General features: G+C 39.7%; 20 protein-coding genes, 1 tRNA gene and 2 pseudogenes. 12 read left to right on the top strand and 11 right to left on the bottom strand.

The genetic code is table 11. From position 1 onward, the window contains the following. Positions 1-40: 40 nt before the first annotated feature. A tRNA-Phe gene (locus Q9Q86_RS14575) sits at positions 41-116 on the bottom strand. Between the two features lie 108 nt (positions 117-224). Continuing rightward, complete coding sequence (locus Q9Q86_RS14570; RefSeq protein ID WP_004909759.1) at positions 225-602, bottom strand: GNAT family N-acetyltransferase; 378 nt, start codon at positions 600-602, stop codon at positions 225-227. Between the two features lie 103 nt (positions 603-705). Between Q9Q86_RS14570 and hisB the strand changes: the two genes are divergently transcribed. The 6 genes from hisB (at position 706) to Q9Q86_RS14540 (ending at position 5887) form a co-directional block, all read left to right on the top strand. Beyond that, positions 706-1299, top strand: a complete 594-nt coding sequence (gene hisB / locus Q9Q86_RS14565; RefSeq protein ID WP_004877928.1) for an imidazoleglycerol-phosphate dehydratase HisB — start codon at positions 706-708, stop codon at positions 1297-1299. After that, a complete protein-coding gene (gene hisH / locus Q9Q86_RS14560) occupies positions 1299-1916 on the top strand; it encodes an imidazole glycerol phosphate synthase subunit HisH (RefSeq protein ID WP_042893150.1) in 618 nt (205 codons plus the stop codon). Before hisB ends, hisH begins: the two co-directional genes overlap by 1 nt. A 181-nt stretch (positions 1917-2097) precedes the next feature. Beyond that, positions 2098-2631, top strand: a complete 534-nt coding sequence (locus Q9Q86_RS14555; RefSeq protein WP_004964695.1) for a DUF805 domain-containing protein — start codon at positions 2098-2100, stop codon at positions 2629-2631. A 93-nt stretch (positions 2632-2724) separates the two neighbouring features. Continuing rightward, on the top strand, positions 2725-3387 hold the full coding sequence (locus Q9Q86_RS14550; RefSeq protein ID WP_112987026.1) for a 3'-5' exonuclease: 663 nt from the start codon (positions 2725-2727) through the stop codon (positions 3385-3387). 65 nt (positions 3388-3452) lie between these two features. Further along, on the top strand, positions 3453-4184 hold the full coding sequence (gene hisA, locus Q9Q86_RS14545) for a 1-(5-phosphoribosyl)-5-[(5-phosphoribosylamino)methylideneamino]imidazole-4-carboxamide isomerase (protein ID WP_004909768.1): 732 nt from the start codon (positions 3453-3455) through the stop codon (positions 4182-4184). A gap of 233 nt (positions 4185-4417) precedes the next feature. Continuing rightward, positions 4418-5887 carry a SulP family inorganic anion transporter gene (locus tag Q9Q86_RS14540; protein WP_112987025.1) on the top strand — a complete coding sequence of 490 codons (1470 nt, stop codon included), beginning with the start codon at positions 4418-4420 and terminating at the stop codon, positions 5885-5887. Between the two features lie 61 nt (positions 5888-5948). Here Q9Q86_RS14540 and Q9Q86_RS14535 read toward each other — a convergent pair whose 3' ends face one another. Beyond that, on the bottom strand, positions 5949-6500 hold the full coding sequence (locus Q9Q86_RS14535) for a helix-turn-helix domain-containing protein (protein ID WP_112987024.1): 552 nt from the start codon (positions 6498-6500) through the stop codon (positions 5949-5951). A gap of 155 nt (positions 6501-6655) precedes the next feature. Here Q9Q86_RS14535 and Q9Q86_RS14530 point away from each other — a divergent pair, with 155 nt between their 5' ends. Then, the gene (locus Q9Q86_RS14530) at positions 6656-7498 is read left to right on the top strand and encodes a DMT family transporter (RefSeq protein ID WP_234857326.1); all 843 of its coding nucleotides are present in this window, start codon (positions 6656-6658) and stop codon (positions 7496-7498) included. Between the two features lies 1 nt (position 7499). On the opposite strand, the gene Q9Q86_RS14525 is transcribed toward Q9Q86_RS14530, so the two are convergent. From Q9Q86_RS14525 to Q9Q86_RS14505, 5 genes are read right to left on the bottom strand one after another with little or no spacing between them, the layout of a single operon-like run. Then, a complete protein-coding gene (locus Q9Q86_RS14525; RefSeq protein WP_112987023.1) occupies positions 7500-7826 on the bottom strand; it encodes an antibiotic biosynthesis monooxygenase in 327 nt (108 codons plus the stop codon). After that, complete coding sequence (locus Q9Q86_RS14520) at positions 7816-8319, bottom strand: GNAT family N-acetyltransferase (RefSeq protein WP_005403363.1); 504 nt, start codon at positions 8317-8319, stop codon at positions 7816-7818. Before Q9Q86_RS14520 ends, Q9Q86_RS14525 begins: the two co-directional genes overlap by 11 nt. A gap of 37 nt (positions 8320-8356) precedes the next feature. Beyond that, positions 8357-8749 carry a hypothetical protein gene (locus Q9Q86_RS14515; RefSeq protein WP_112987022.1) on the bottom strand — a complete coding sequence of 131 codons (393 nt, stop codon included), beginning with the start codon at positions 8747-8749 and terminating at the stop codon, positions 8357-8359. Positions 8750-8776: 27 nt separating this feature from the next. After that, entirely contained in the window at positions 8777-9394 is a 618-nt protein-coding gene (locus tag Q9Q86_RS14510) for a DUF1294 domain-containing protein (protein WP_112987021.1), read from the bottom strand. 9 nt (positions 9395-9403) lie between these two features. Next, on the bottom strand, positions 9404-10354 hold the full coding sequence (locus tag Q9Q86_RS14505; RefSeq protein WP_112987020.1) for a homoserine kinase: 951 nt from the start codon (positions 10352-10354) through the stop codon (positions 9404-9406). Between the two features lie 101 nt (positions 10355-10455). Here Q9Q86_RS14505 and hisF point away from each other — a divergent pair, with 101 nt between their 5' ends. Beyond that, a complete protein-coding gene (gene hisF, locus Q9Q86_RS14500) occupies positions 10456-11214 on the top strand; it encodes an imidazole glycerol phosphate synthase subunit HisF (RefSeq protein ID WP_112987019.1) in 759 nt (252 codons plus the stop codon). Positions 11215-11513: 299 nt separating this feature from the next. Here the strand turns inward: hisF and Q9Q86_RS14495 are convergent, their stop codons facing one another. Next, positions 11514-12161 carry a sterol desaturase family protein gene (locus Q9Q86_RS14495; protein ID WP_075696016.1) on the bottom strand — a complete coding sequence of 216 codons (648 nt, stop codon included), beginning with the start codon at positions 12159-12161 and terminating at the stop codon, positions 11514-11516. 115 nt (positions 12162-12276) lie between these two features. On the opposite strand from Q9Q86_RS14495, the gene Q9Q86_RS14490 reads away from it, so the two are divergent. The 4 genes and pseudogenes from Q9Q86_RS14490 to Q9Q86_RS14475 all read left to right on the top strand — a co-directional run. Continuing rightward, positions 12277-13287, top strand: a complete 1011-nt coding sequence (locus Q9Q86_RS14490) for an AraC family transcriptional regulator (RefSeq protein ID WP_112987018.1) — start codon at positions 12277-12279, stop codon at positions 13285-13287. A gap of 164 nt (positions 13288-13451) precedes the next feature. Beyond that, positions 13452-13889: pseudogene (locus tag Q9Q86_RS14485) on the top strand (aquaporin); the annotation flags it as partial. Between the two features lie 53 nt (positions 13890-13942). Beyond that, positions 13943-14620, top strand: coding sequence for an IS1595-like element ISAju1 family transposase (locus Q9Q86_RS14480; protein ID WP_308150314.1), 678 nt, complete (start codon positions 13943-13945; stop codon positions 14618-14620). A 32-nt stretch (positions 14621-14652) separates the two neighbouring features. Further along, positions 14653-14886: pseudogene (locus tag Q9Q86_RS14475) on the top strand (aquaporin); the annotation flags it as partial. Between the two features lie 50 nt (positions 14887-14936). Here the strand turns inward: Q9Q86_RS14475 and Q9Q86_RS14470 are convergent. Next, positions 14937-15179 (bottom strand): hypothetical protein, encoded by a 243-nt coding sequence (locus Q9Q86_RS14470; RefSeq protein ID WP_112986783.1) that lies wholly within the window; start codon positions 15177-15179, stop codon positions 14937-14939. A 70-nt stretch (positions 15180-15249) separates the two neighbouring features. Continuing rightward, positions 15250-16323: a DNA/RNA non-specific endonuclease gene (locus Q9Q86_RS14465; RefSeq protein WP_112986782.1), complete on the bottom strand. Its 1074-nt coding sequence runs from the start codon at positions 16321-16323 to the stop codon at positions 15250-15252. Between the last annotated feature and the right edge of the window lie 33 nt (positions 16324-16356).

Genomic DNA, 16356 nt, shown 5'->3' with positions numbered 1-16356 from the left:
AAAATCCCTGATGGGATCAGGGATTGAAATTTCGAATCTATGGTGGCGTGACCCAGGATCGAACTGGGGACACACGGATTTTCAATCCGTTGCTCTACCTACTGAGCTATCGCGCCAAAGTGGGCGTATTAAACAATGTTTGTCAAAATCCGTCAAGTTAATTTAAGGATTTTTAGATTAAGTGTTTAATTTAACTCCAATTAGACCCTATATTTAGCTCGCGATTAGATTTTTCCAAGATGTGATAGACAACGATGAATCGCGCCACATCCAGGTTCAAACTGTTTTACGCCCTGCTCTTCTTCGATACGGCAAACTTCCTCAACGAGGCGTTCTGCCACACCGCGACCGCGATTGGATGGATGTACAACAATATATTCCAAAACACGGCTTTCACCTTGTCCTGTGACCCAGATTGCACCTATAATTTTGGTGTTAAATTCAGCGGTATAAACTGTGGTATATTGCTGTAGATCTTGTTCAAGTTGCTGCATTGCATCTTGCCCATCACCAAACTCTGGACTGGTGTCATAAAGTCGCTCTAGCTGGGTACGAATTCCTAGATTTTCTAGTGAACTGTAAGCATGTACGGTAATAGGCATTGATTAACCCTCCTGAGCAAACTATGATGCTGTCACTTTTTCGTCACAGCGAAACTTTGGTTTTTAATTCAATCATTTTTGACGTTTTTTGAGGAACGTGTCCATGACGCAACGTATCAGTGAAGTGGTAAGAAATACCAACGAAACAAAAATTCGAGTTCGTCTCAATCTCGATGGTACTGGTCAAGGCACACTCAACACTGGAGTTCCATTTTTAGACCATATGATTGATCAAATCAAGCGCCATGGTCTATTTGATATCGATATTCATTGCGATGGTGACTTGGAAATCGATGATCACCATACCGTCGAAGACTGTGGAATCACCTTGGGACAAGCCTTTGCACAAGCTTTAGGCGATAAAAAAGGCTTACGTCGTTACGGTCATTTTTATGCACCACTCGATGAAGCACTCTCTCGTGTTGTCGTTGATCTCTCTGGTCGTCCAGGCTTGTTTATGGATATTCCATTCACACGTGCCCGTATCGGAACATTCGATGTCGATTTATTTTCAGAATTTTTCCAAGGTTTTGTCAACCATGCGTTGATGACCTTACATATCGACAATTTAAAAGGCAAAAATAGCCATCACCAGATCGAAAGTGTATTCAAAGCTTTGGCACGTGCTTTACGTATGGCATGTGAGGTTGATCCTCGTGCCGAAGGCATGATTGCATCAACGAAAGGTAGCTTGTAATGACGCGTATTGCTTTACTTGATTATGGCATGGGCAACTTACACTCAGCAGCCAAAGCGCTAGAGCATGTAGGTGCAACAGTTGATGTGACTAACGATCCTAAGCTGATTGCCAAAGCGGATAAAATCGTGTTCCCAGGCGTAGGTGCCATGCGTGACTGTATGCAAGGCATGCATGAGGCAGGAATTGATGAAGTCGTTCGTCAAGCGGCTTTTAACAAACCTGTACTCGCGATTTGTGTTGGCATGCAAGCATTGCTACAAAGCTCTGAAGAGAATGGTGGCGTAGAAGCTTTGGGTATTTTTGAGGGTGTGGTCAAACACTTCCCTGAAATTCCGAATTTAAAAGTTCCGCACATGGGTTGGAACCAAGTACATCAACTTGATCCAAGTCATCCAATGTGGAACAACATCGAGCAAGATGCTCGTTTTTATTTCGTACATAGCTACTATGTCGAACCAAAAGATTCTACAGTTACAGCGGCAACTTGTGATTATGGTGTGAACTTCTGCACAGCGATTCACAAAGACAATTTATTCGCGACCCAATTCCATCCAGAGAAAAGTCATACTGCTGGTTTACAGTTGTTAAAAAACTTTGTGGAATGGAAAATCTAAGCATTTGAACAAGTTTAGCTCCTGATAATAAAGCCAATTTTAAATTGGCTTTATTTTTTTAATTGCCTTATCTATTTATTTCTCATTATTTTTTGCATATCATGCAAACACTTTGAATAAAAATCAAACAACAGATAATTTCAAAATTAAATTTAAAAATCAGAGACTACAGGAAAATAATATGTCTTCTCAGCTTCAAACAAATGATTCAGGTTTTAGTGCAAATGGGCGTTTTGGCAGACTTTCTTACTTAGGCTGGAATATGTTACTCGTGGTCTTCGTATTCATTTTGGGTATTATCGCAGCGTTTTTTGTTCCAGCTTTGAGTCCTTCAACGACAAGTTCATCGATGTATGTATTTGGTGGACTCTTTATCATTGTTTATATTGCAATGATCTACTTCAGCTTTATTTTCTCAATCCGCCGTTTACATGATCGAAATCAAACAGGTTGGTTGTCATTAGTGATGATTATTCCTTTCATCAATTTCTTATTTTTTATTTACTTGAGTTGTGCAAAGGGTGATGAAAATACAAATAACTATGGCTCACCTCGTATTACTCAGGGTTGGGAAAAAGTCTTAGCTTGGATATACATTATTATCCTTCCACTCTGCATTTTAGCCATAGCAGCATCCGCAATTCCTGCTTACCAAAACTATATTCAAAAAAGCCAACAGCTCCAGATGGAACAAATGAATAGATATGCAGAATAAACCAAGTCTATTTTTCAAAGCCAAGTGGGAAAACTTGGCTTTTTCATTTGATCAAAACGGTTTAAGCTGAGTGAAACGATTTGAGCTCATTTCATGGAAATGCAACAACAAACTGCGCTTTTAAGCAAAGAACAAATACGCACCTTCCCTGCATTTCAAAACTTAAATCCAGATCGAATTTATGTCATCCATACACTTAATCAGTGTTTACAAATTGAAGCTGAGCTTAAATTTGTGCAAGTGTTCGGCTTTGATACAGAATCCAAACCGACCTTCAAAGTCGGTGAAAAATCAACAGGCCCTCACCTTATCCAGTTGTCTAGCTTAGAAAATGCTTATCTTTTTCAGGTGAATCCAGAAATATTGGCTTTCTTAAAACCTATTTTAGAAAATGAACAACAACTCAAAGTTGGTTTTGGTTTAAAAAATGATGCCAGTGGTTTTAGACGCAAAGGGATTCATCCAAACGGTCTGATTGATTTAGCAAAATGCTTTTCAAATTTTGGATATAACACCCAAGTCGGTGTACAAACGGCAATTGCTTTGTTATTTCAGCGTTATTTTCCTAAAAGTAAAAAAATTAGCACCTCTAACTGGTCTGTTAAACAACTCAGCCCTCAACAAATCAATTATGCTGCGGCAGATGCTTATGCCGCGCGTATTATTTTTGAATATCTCTACCAGCATCAAAGTTTCACGTCACCACTTCAACAACAAATCGAAAAAATACTCACAGGTTCTCAATCCAAGACTTAGAGATTGATCAATACTTTGTTAATATGTAGCCAATTTTAATTTACGATGAAGCTAGGAGCGAAAGCATGCTAATCATCCCTGCAATTGACCTGAAAGATGGTAAATGTGTACGTTTAAAACAAGGACGCATGGAAGACGATACTGTTTTCTCTGATGATCCTGTGGCAACTGCACAACATTGGGTTGATGAAGGCGCACGTCGTTTACATTTAGTTGATTTAAATGGTGCTTTCGCTGGTACGCCAATTCACAAACCAGTGGTTGAAGCTATTGCGCGAGCACAACCTGAATTACCAATCCAAATTGGTGGTGGCATCCGTTCACTTGAAACCATCGAGCACTACTTAGATGCTGGCGTATCGTTTGTCATTATCGGTACCAAAGCAGTCAAAGAACCTGAGTTTGTTGAAGAAGCATGTAAACAGTTTGCAGGTCATATTATTGTTGGTATCGATGCGATCAATGGCATGGTTGCAACTGACGGTTGGGCAAATGTCACTGATGTTAAAGCGACAGATCTTGCTAAACGTTTCGCTGACGCTGGTGTATCTAGCATCGTCTACACTGATATTGCACGTGATGGCATGATGCAAGGTGTCAACGTTGAGCAAACTGTTCACTTAGCTCAATATTCAGGATTACCTGTTATTGCATCTGGTGGTGTCACCAATCTTGATGATGTACGCAACTTGAAAGGTCAATCAGGTATTTTAGGTGCTATCACAGGTCGAGCAATTTATGAGGGCACTTTAAGCCTTCGTGAAGCTCAACTTTTACTGGATGAACAATCACTTTAATTGTGTTTAGCTCTAGCGATTTGAATAATGGCTAGAGCTTTTTTCGCTTAAATGTTATCCTCATCCTGATTTTTATCTCGATCTTCAATTCTATAATGTCACTTACGCCACCCTAGTTTTTACAGCCCCCTCTTGTAAATAACTCATCACTGTCTAGTGATGTGGTGTAGTCGTGTGCATTTTTATATCACATCACTAGCCTTTAAAATATTTTTCAAAAATAGGCTATTTCTATGTTTTCCAATGTACGAGAACAATGGTTCTCTAATATCCGTGCCGATGTGCTGGCGGGTCTTGTGGTCGGCTTAGCGCTGATTCCTGAGGCGATTGCATTTTCTATCATCGCGGGGGTTGATCCCAAAGTTGGTTTATATGCGTCCTTCTGTATTGCAGTCGTGATTTCTTTTGTTGGTGGGCGTCCTGCCATGATTTCAGCAGCGACTGGCGCAATGGCTTTGGTCATGGCAAGTCTGGTGAAAGAACATGGATTACAATATCTACTTGCAGCAACATTATTAACAGGTGTACTGCAAATTCTGGCGGGCTATTTAAAACTCGCAAAACTCATGCGATTTGTTTCTAAATCTGTGGTGATTGGCTTCGTCAACGCGCTTGCTATCCTCATTTTTATGGCGCAATTACCTGAATTGATCAATGTAACATGGCATGTATATGCATTAGTTGGCTTGGGTTTAGCCATTATTTATCTCTTCCCTTTACTCCCTAAAATTGGAAAACTTATTCCCTCTCCTTTGGTCTGTATTATCGTTATTAGCCTGATCGCAGTAGGTTTCGGAATTGATATTCGCACTGTGGGAGATATGGGTGAATTGCCAGATACACTGCCTGTATTCTTATTACCCGATATTCCTCTTAACCTAGAAACGCTACAAATCATTTTACCTTATTCGATTGCACTCGCAGCTGTGGGCTTACTTGAATCCATGATGACAGCCACGATTATCGATGAAATGACCGATACACCAAGTGATAAATTCCAGGAATGTAAAGGTCAAGGGATAGCTAATATCGCATCTGGTTTTATGGGTGGGATGGCGGGGTGTGCCATGATTGGTCAATCCATGATTAATGTAAAATCAGGTGGTCTAACCCGATTATCAACATTTTCAGCAGGCGTATTTTTGCTGATCTTAGTCGTCTTTATTAGTGACTGGCTCAAAGTTATTCCTATGGCAGCATTGGTTGCCGTGATGATTATGGTCTCGATCAGCACATTTGAGTGGAAATCACTGACAGGTTTTAAATCTAATCCCCAAAGTAGCAACGTGGTTATGATTGCCACTGTCATTGTGGTTGTAGCAACCCATAACTTGGCACTCGGTGTACTCACAGGTGTATTACTATCCGCTTTATTCCTTGCCAATAAATTAGAAAATGATATTCGTGTTGAAAGCTATATAGAAAATGATGCACGAGTCTACGATTTAAAAGGTCAAATCTTTTTCAGCTCCTCAGAAAAATTCATGCAGGGTTTTAATTTCCAAGAACCAATTTCTAAGGTCATTATTGATTTAACTCATTCACATATTTGGGATGTAACTTCAGTGGCAATGCTAGATTCTGTGGTGAATAAGTTCCAAAGAAGTGGAGTCAATGTCACGGTACGTGGGTTGAATGAAGCCAGCTCAATCATGATTGATAAATATGGAACACATACTAAACATCAGTTTGATGCAATTTAGTTCAACAGACTGACTCCATTAAGCATAAAAAAGCCAAACTTTCGTGTTTGGCTTTTTTAGATCAATAAATCACATTTCGAATAAAGCGGAGTATGTCAGTACCTTGATTGCTATAGCGATAAGGAACAGAACTATCAAATAAAAACGATGTACCTGCTGCAACTAAATGTGTTCTAGAAGCAAATTCTAGACTCAGTTCACCTTCAATAACATAGATCAACTCCTGCCACCCTTGTTGATCAGGTTCAGCAACATAGGTCTCTCCAACAGCCAATGTCCATGTCCATAATTCGACTTGAGTACGTGCAGGGATGGATGCCTGTAAAGTTGCCTGACTCTCAAGATGAGTGCCCTGCCACGCCAAAGTCCTAACAATCGCAGAATCCACAAACTCTGGTGCTGTCACAAGTTGCTTGAAATTCACATCTAAAGCATTTGCGATTGCATCCAGTTTGGTCAGACTAATATTTACCATTCCTGTTTCTAAAGATGCAATGGTACGTCGACTCACACCAGCCCGCACTGCCAGCTCTTGCTGACTCAGTAGATGCTGGTTTCGATAAAATCGAATATTCTGCCCTACATATTGCAAGACCGCATCAGGATGATTCATGCAGTTTCACTCTCATTTGATTATGCGCAATATATTGCACAAATGCATAAATTAATGCAACATGTGCAGTATATTGCACGTAGATTTGGAATTTGGTTTTGACAGCTTTCTCGCAATCACCTAGAGCAGCACAATTTGCATTGATTTTTATCACCATGATTTGGGGTGGGACTTTTCTAGCCGTGCAATATGCACTCAACTTTAGTACACCGATGTTTTTTGTCGGTTGTCGTTTTGCAGTTGCTGCGGCTGTAATTTTCCTACTTTCATTAAAATCCATGTCGGGTTTAACGCTCAAAGAAACACTGGCTGGAACTGCCATCGGCATCATGATTGCGATTGGTTATGGCACACAAACAATTGGTCTACAAAGTATTTTAAGTAGCGAATCGGCTTTTCTTACTGCGCTTTATGTTCCTTTAGTGCCCATTCTCATGTGGGTTATTTTTCAAAAATCACCATCACTCATGACATGGATCGGCTCAGCATTAGCATTTACAGGCTTAGTCCTACTGACAGGAAATGGTTTTTCCAATATCACGCTCTCTTATGGACAAGTACTTACCCTGATCTGTGCTTTGGTGATTGCATTAGAGATTATTTTGATTGGTTATTTTGCAGGACGAGTAAATTTACGACGCGTTACTGTGATTCAACTTATGGTTGCCGCCCTACTCTCTTTCGCCAGTATGCCTTTGGTTGGTGAACATCAGCTACCAGCATTTTCATGGCCTCTCCTATTAATCGCAACTGGATTGGGGCTCGCCAGTGCTTTAATTCAGTTTGTTATGAACTGGGCACAAAGCATGGTTGATCCAAGTCGTGCAGCGATCATTTATGCAGGTGAACCTGTTTGGGCAGGTCTGATTGGAAGAATTGCAGGTGAACGTTTGCCCTTACTCGCATTATTTGGCGGATTACTGGTGGTATTGGGTGTTTTGGTGAGTGAGCTCAAACTCAAAATCCTCAACTCTCCTCAAAACAATAAAGATGCTTAGCTTACTTTTCTTTTATTGGCGGCTCATTCTTCTTCAGTAGCATCTGAGGTTGATAATATTCAACGATTGGCATTGGATCATAGAAGGGATGTAATAAAGCTTTCCATTCTTGATAAGCAGCAGACTTTCTAAACCCTTCTGTGTGATCTTCAATATGATCCCAAAATATCATCAGGATATAATGATGATCATCTTGAATATTTTTGATCAGCTGTACGGCGTTTAATCCTGCCATCGGATAAATAATCGCTTTGGCTTTTTGAAATGCTGCCTCAAATGCCTGACTTTGATTGGGTTTAATTGTTAAATGCACATGCTCAATAATCATGATCCAACCTGTTTAAATGATTTTTACTAAAAACAGCATCACTTCCATCACAACCACTATATTTAAAATGGCATTTTTCCAATACACGTTTGGATGCATGATTATTTTGATCGACATAAGCCTCTATATTATATATGGCATATTGTTGATTTAAATAGGTTTCAAGCCATTTTAAGGCTTGAGTTGCATAACCTTTATTCCAGAAATCCTTAAAAATGATATAGCCAACGTAAGCAGTTTGCTTATGAGGGAAAATGGTAGCTTGCAGCGTACCAATCGGTTGCTGTTGACTTGTGTCATCAAAAACCACCCAATTTACCCAGACTTCTTCGAGTGTGCCTGAACCTTTGGCGAGTTGTCTAAACCGTTGTCTTAATCCTTCTCGCTCAGGATATTTCACGTCAGGAATAAAACGATATAGATCATCATCAAGCGTATATGAATAAATGAGATCTGCATGCTCAACAGTCAAAGGTTCATAATATAAACGCATCAAATAAATACCAATTCTTCAGGTTCAACACCTCAATTCATTGATACATAGGTTTATTGTCATTGAGAGCAATCAAGCCACGTATTGCACGATATACAATCCAAACCCAAGCTGTAAAAATCACCGCTACACAGAAAACCGTTCCTGATAATGCAACACCCGCAAACGCATTCGGATTATCGCCTGTAAAAAACAAGAAGAAGAATGGAATAAAGGCAATGATATTCCAAGCGAGATACCACCAAAATGTCCGAATCTGCCAAGTAAAATGACTTTCAAAAATAGAGCCTCTTACATCGCTACGTTTTACATAGTTAATAATTAAGGCAATCACTGCCAATAATCCACCTGTAAAAATCGCAATGATATAAAGTACGTAAAGGACCAAAGTCAAAGTACGGTTCGGGTCTTGATCAACGGAATAATTCATTTTATTTATCTCCGGAAACGAACTCCCTCAATAGAACACATTGAGTGGAGAAATTAACCAACATATCAATAATATATGGAAGACTATGGTACAGAAATAAATCTTACGAAACGGTTGTTTTTGTGTTTTATGTCTCAGTTTTTGTTGTGCTAACCAACCTGCACACCATCCTCCAAGCGAATCCACGATATGTAAGGTTTGCTCAGGAATACGGCGATTCCCCAATTGTGCCGCCTCTTTGTCTTGAGAATATAGCCAATAACTCAAGACATTCATCAAACTTACGAACAATAAAGTATAAGGTGGTAATAATTTACTAAAGCTCGCGATGCCCATGAATACAATATAAATCACAATGCCAATTTGCATCGCTGTCCAACGTTTAGCAGACTTTGCATCTGAAGGTTTAGGCTTATGTTCAAATACTTGGGCTGCTTTTAGATAACTGACTTGCTGAGCACGATAACGACCACGCTCATCTAAGATCACCAAGTACTCCAAAGCACAACCTATAATAGGTCGAGGACCTGTGCGAGCAAAGTCCTTGATGTGTAAAAAGACCCGATCTTTGTGCTTATCATTCGGTTGAATAAAACCATAGCCTTTATCATCAAACCATTCTACTAAACGACCTTGGTCTCGCATGCTTTTTCCTTAAGCTTGAACTTTTTGTAAACGATCTTGCAGCATCATCCGCATTTCCATCGGGTCTTTTTGTGAAATGTCTTCACCAGTACGACCCTGTTCCGCATTTTTTTGTGCAACTTGGAGACGCATACTCCAGAAACGACATGCAGCCATTGCCAAGAAAATATTTAAACACGCTAGCTCATCAGCTGTGAGTTGACGAATGCTTTGATACGCTGCAAGGAAAGCCTCTGCCTTGGCTTGGTCTATATGAGCGTTTGGATAAGCAGTACAGAAATCATTGATACTAATCGCAATATCAAATAAAAATTCATCTTGATTTAACTCATAAAAATCAAGAATCCCTCGTAATTGATCACCTTCAAATAATGTATTGTCTCTAAATAGATCAGAATGAATAAAACCGACAGGACGATCAGGATATTGCTGTGTAATTTTGGCAAATTGCTGAAAAACTTGATCCAATAGGGATTGATCATCGTCATTCATATTGGGTCTAAGTTGCTCTGCTACATCTGACCAATACTGATGATTACGATTAAAATCACGCTTTAAAGGAAAATCTTTCAACGCCACATGAATTTTTGCTTGAGCCTGAGCAATCGCTTGGATTTGTAATAATGTTGCTTCTTCTGGATGTTCACCCATCAAGCGTGGGGCAATTTGTGCAGGTTTATCTGCGATGCTATGAATGGCTTGACCATGGTGTTTCAATGGTACAGCAACGGCAACCCCTGCATCTCCCAAACAGTCTAGTACGGGAACAAGCTCACCAGCTCCTTCAGCATCAAGCTCTTCAAAAACAGTAAGAACGTAATGTTTTTGAGTTTGATCCACCAAAAAATAGTTGGTGTTTTGAATACCGCCTTGGATTGGAATCAGGTCAATCACTACCAAACCATAAGGTTCAGCAAAAGCTTGAACATCTTCTAAACTCAACGGGGTATAAACCGACATGGAAAACCTGCAAAAAATAGCTGTGAAGTTTGATAGAATACCCTTTCCCTCCATGAAGGTGTAGCACCCCTTTCTTTATTGGCGATTTTTTGGAATATTTTATGCTCGCAAAACGTATTATCCCTTGCTTAGATGTTGATAATGGTCGAGTCGTCAAAGGCGTTCAATTCCTTGATATTCGTGACGCAGGTGACCCAGTAGAAGTTGCCCGTCGTTATAACGAACAAGGTGCCGATGAAATTACCTTTTTAGATATTACTGCTACCCATCATGGACGCGATACGACTTACCGTACTGTTGAGCGTATGGCAGAAAGCGTTTTCGTTCCTCTCACCGTGGGTGGTGGTGTACGTAAAGTCGAAGATATCCGTTTACTTCTCAATGCCGGTGCAGACAAAGTCAGTATCAACTCGGCAGCGGTGTTCAACCCTGAATTCGTTCAAGAAGCATCTCAACGTTTTGGTGCTCAATGTATCGTGGTTGCAATTGATGCGAAAAAAACTGGCGAAAATAAGTGGGAAATTTTTACCCACGGTGGACGTAAGCCAACAGGTATTGATGCAATAGAATGGGCTGTCAAAATGGCAGACTTTGGTGCAGGTGAATTACTGATTACCAGTATGGATGCCGATGGAACCAAAGCAGGCTATGACATCGCTTTAATGCGTCAAATCAATGATCGTGTCACGATTCCAACGATTGCTTCAGGTGGTGTAGGAAATATACAACATTTGGCAGATGGTATTTTGAAAGGTGGCGCAGATGCTGTACTTGCCGCTTCCATTTTCCACTTTGGTCAACATACGATTCCTGAAGCGAAAAAATATTTAGCTGAGCAAGGCATTGAAATGCGCCTTTAAGCAATAAAAATAGCGAGATCCAAACCTCTCAATGTGATTACTTGAGAGGTTTTTTATTCGGCAAATTTTAGTCAAAAAAATACCTTGCTGAGCAAGGTATATGAAATGCGTTTATACAACGCTAGAGGGTAAACGAAAAACAATAAATTTGGATAAATATCAAGCAACAAAAAGGCTTGGGCTAAATTAGCGAGATATTCAGCAAAAATATTGACATTAAAAACCAATTTTATTGACAATTCACGACAGAAGCACGCGACTAGCATCATGTTTTGTCAAAATACCCTCTTCACGCTATATCAAGATGCAACCGATACTTTTTCGATCTCTTCTGTCTGAGCGGCGGTCACCAATTTGGGTTTCTGCTCTACCCATTTTGCAGGAAATACTGATTCAATCGCTTCAGTTAATATCTTCGAAATCGGTGCAGGTAAAGGCAGACCCAATGGATTAGCTTCTTTCAAATCTGCTGAAGACACCACACGCGTCCCCATCACATAATCAAACCAAGGACGAGTAACACACCAATTTGCATCTTGGTTCGAGTTCATATGGTGATCATAGTGCCACGGGATCGTGCGCTTCGCCCAATCAGGCTCAAGATGGGCACGGCGATGAACATAATAATAATTCCCCGCACTATAAATTGCTGCAAGTGCCATGCCTTTTGAAAAAGGATAGAACACAACACTGGCCACACCTGCGGCTACAGCAAGTGACATTAACTCATTACGCGTACGCCAGTGATCAATGCCTTCCACATAACATTCATCCGAGAAATCTTGTTTACGTACTTCACGATGATGCGCCCAATGCGACTCCATGCTTTTAGGTACAGGGCTATAACGAGGTTGCCCAGGACGATGTACACCATGCAAAACGTATTTATGTGCGAACCATTCAAATGCATTTGCAACCGCTAAACCAGCGATAAAACCCTTGATCATTTTGATCTCCTAAACTGTGCTTCTTTTTATTTAAGATATAAATTTTTGTAGGCGAAGTATTGACGATACGATATATTAATATTGACAAAACACGACAATAAGAGGAATAGACAGGATGTCTCAACTCAAGAATTATACAGGATCAGTTTACGGTGGCTTGGGGCATTTACTGGCGACTTATTGTGAAGCTAAAAATCTAGCTTTACCTGAACAATTACAAAAAATTCAAAACCTTGAACGCTTTGATTATGTCATTTGGCGGGATCTACTTGAAGAGTTGAATCAACTACATCCAAAAATCGGTTTAGGATTAGAAATTGCGGAATACGTCCAACCTAAGCATTTAGGGATTATTGCTTACTTAGCCTTATCTTGTGAAAGTCTTGGTGAAGCTTTAGCACGCTATCATGATTTTCATCGACTTATTTATGATGGAAGTCCTTTAATTGTTGAATTTAATGAACCCTATGCATCTATTCGTTGGGAAGCACCTGAACTACACCCCACTCAACTGACAGACGAAATTGCAATAGCACTGATGGTGCAATTCCTTAAATTGTTTATGTCAGGGGAAATGATCCATTTACACGAAGTTCATTTTGTGAATCCTGCACCTAAAAACCTCACGGTGTATGAACAGTATTTCCACTGCAAAGTTCGTTTTGATCAACCTAAGACTCAGCTTTTACTCCCGATTACTGAAGCATTCAAACCACTAAAAACAGGTGATCACACCCTGCAACAATTGTTATTGCAACAAGCTCAGGCACTATTAGATAAACTACCGAATTCAACACAATTAGATCAGCGTTTACAACATGCAATTTTGACAGGCTTACAGAAGAATCAATATCAGATTGATTTTATCGCTGAGAAATTGGGACTTTCTGTACGACAATTACAGCGTCATTTACAGCAGCAAAACACAACCTTTCAGGAGCGTGTCCAACAAGTCCGCTTTATGTTGGCTACAGAATACTTAAAAGATCCGCACCTGAGTTTGCAAGAAATCTCTTTATTACTTTGCTACTCAGAACAAAGTGCTTTTCAACGTGCTTTTAAACTTTGGACAGGACAAACTCCTCAACAATGGCGAAAACTCAACACAACTTACAGTTCTTTATAAAAACGATTAATGTTCTCACCATTTTACAATTGATCACTAATTAAACAATCTTTATACGAGATTCAGTGACCTATGCTTATAAATTCACATTAATTTCACAGGCACAATAATCAACCATCCATCCAATGGGTGCTTTTATTCTTATAATTAATTTGGTGATAACAATGAACAAATATTTAGCAGAATTTCTCGGAACGTTTTGGTTGGTGTTTGGCGGTTGTGGAAGTGCCGTACTTGCCGCCGCATTTCCAGAACTCGGAATTGGTTTTCTAGGAGTGGCTTTCGCTTTTGGCCTTACTGTCTTAACAGGCGCTTATGCATTTGGACATATTTCTGGCGCTCATTTTAACCCTGCAGTAAGTGTCGGTTTATGGGTGGGTGGTCGTCTTGATGCCAAAGATCTCGCTCCCTATATTATTTCTCAGGTTGTGGGTGCAACTTTTGCGGCGCTGATTCTTTATATGATTGTACAAGGACAAGCCAGCTTTGCAGGCACAGGTGGATTCGCAACCAATGGTTATGGAGAGTTATCGCCAAATCACTTTTCTCTAGCTTCAGCGTTCTTAATTGAAGTCGTTCTAACAGCCGTCTTTTTAGTTATTAATTAAGGGGCTTAGGAAGTTAAGCATATCAAAAAGTATGGTAACTTCCTTATATGAAAGCAAAAAATAGATACTATTCCCGTTCAAGAATCACAGAGGCAAAATTCAGACAGATCATTCGCTTTTTTGCCATGGATTTAACTGCTTCAGATACAGCTAAACTCACCAATATTTCTGTACGTTCCATCAATACAATTTACATCAGGTTGCGTAAAAAGATTGCGGCTCAATGTGAGGAAATATCTCCTTTCAACGGTATCGTTGAACTTGATGAATCCTACTTTGGTGCTCGTCGTATTCGAGGAAAACGTGGACGTGGTGCATCAGGAAAAACCATTGTACTTGGACTACTCAAAAGAGATGGAAACGTATACACAGAAATTGTGCCTGATTGCTCCAAAGCTACGCTACAGGGTATTATTCGGGGGCAGATAGAGCTTGATTCTGTGATCAATACAGATGGATGGAGAGGCTATGATGGTTTAGTTGATATTGGTTTTGACAAACATTTAAGAGTGAATCATGGGGACAACGAATTTGCATGCGGGGAGCGTCATATTAACGGCATAGAATCATTCTGGGGATATGCTAAAAAGCGACTCGTCAAGTTTAATGGAATTGACAAAAAGATGTTTTATTTGCATCTTAAAGAAACGGAGTATCGCTTCAATCATCGGAACGGTAGTTTATATCTCGATTTGCTTAAATTACTCCGTAACAATCCTCTTTAACTTCCTAAGCCCCTATTTTATTATCAACTCATCAAAATGCTCCAGCAGGTTTTGCACCGATTGCAATTGGTTTAACCCTCACCGTAATTCATTTAATCAGTATTCCTGTGACGAATACATCTGTGAATCCTGCACGTAGTACGGGTGTGGCTTTCTTTGCAGAAACTGCGGCACTTGGTCAATTATAGTTATTCTGGATTGCACCAATTGTAGGTGCAGTTATTGGTGCTCTCATATACAAAGTGGTTGCTACACCCCGAAATTAAATGATCACTCCATAAAAAAACAGCCACTATATGGCTGTTTTTTTATTGGATTATAAAAATGGATTCTCTATTTCCTGCTCTGGCTTTCGCTCGATCTGTGCAGGTAATTGTTCTTTTTCTAAAGCGATCACCACATCATTGATCAATTGCTGTAAAGCTTTAGCCGCTTTTAATCCCACTTGATCTTTTGTAATCTGCAAATTACCGTACAAACTGACGCAGTCCACTTGGTTTTCAAGCGTCAAATCATAAATCGAAGATGATTCATTTCCAGTTTCAAATGGTTTAAACATTGTCTACTCACTTTATTATTGTCGGACTATATTCTGAATCTAAATCAATTTACTGCCGAGATCGATTCGATTATCGCAACAATTGTAAGAAATACTGCACAAGTGCATCGACCAATTGTTTAATTAAAGCTTGTTTGGTTTCTTCATCAATTTGCGGAAGACTACTCTGTGAAGTTTGGCTTTGACCCGAACTAAACTGTTTTTGCTGCGCCTGTATCGCTTCTGTAGTCGCTTCTTCAGCACATTGACTTTGGCCATCCCAATGTGAATAGCTGATCTCTTTATTGACTTTTACCTGTTGAGCCGATAATGGCAAATGATAAATATTGCGCTTTTGCTGTTCAGTCAGTTGTGGAAATAAATTAATCCCTAATTTTTCTTCTAGATAACAAACGCTCACCACCTCGACCTGTTCAGAATTATTATTTGGTGCGTAATAAGCCCCAATGATTCCTTGTTTAGGTAAGTACACAGCTTTATAAACCGCAGTCGGGACAATCACACCGCTACCGATTGTTTTGAGTCGTTTTCCTTCAAAAACTGGACCTGTTACAACATATGCTTCTTTATGATGTTTGGTCACAACTGCACGGACAGCCTCTTCAAGTTTTCGCCAAACTTCCTGATTGTTTTTAGGTGCTTGAGGCACCATGTTGGCTAAAGAAAAACTATCATATTGTGCAGCAGTATTGTTCATATCAGCATTGGGTGCCATATGTCCACGATCATATCCTGAACCACGATAGTCCGATAACAATGCTCGATGAGCCATTTGTACACGTGTTTCTTCGTGGAAATTATCTTCGCGTTTAATTTTCATACTTAATCGATCAGGGCTTAAATACTCGGCTGACCATAGTGGCGTTTTTGAAACACCTGAATACATGACATTAAAATCATTAAAACATAAGGCATAGCTATGTTTGGTTAAGCTTTCCTTATTGAGCAATGGAGGAACTTCACGATAAAACTGATTAAGACACGCTCCACTACTTGATTGCAATGGAATAAATTTAGAAATCTTTTCACTACCAAAGGCTATCGCAAAGCTTCCTGTTGCGATCAACGCGAGCAGCACTTTTCCAGTATTTTTGCTCAAAAAAGTAGTTTGTGATTTACCTTTTCTCGTTGTTTTCTTTGCCATGACTACATCAAAACCTTTAAGAATGCGAAGCTT

The organism is Acinetobacter sp. A22 (genome assembly GCF_030913345.1).
In the GTDB taxonomy this organism is placed as follows: Bacteria; Pseudomonadota; Gammaproteobacteria; order Pseudomonadales; family Moraxellaceae; genus Acinetobacter; species Acinetobacter junii.
This window is presented reverse-complemented; position numbering and strand designations above follow the sequence as displayed.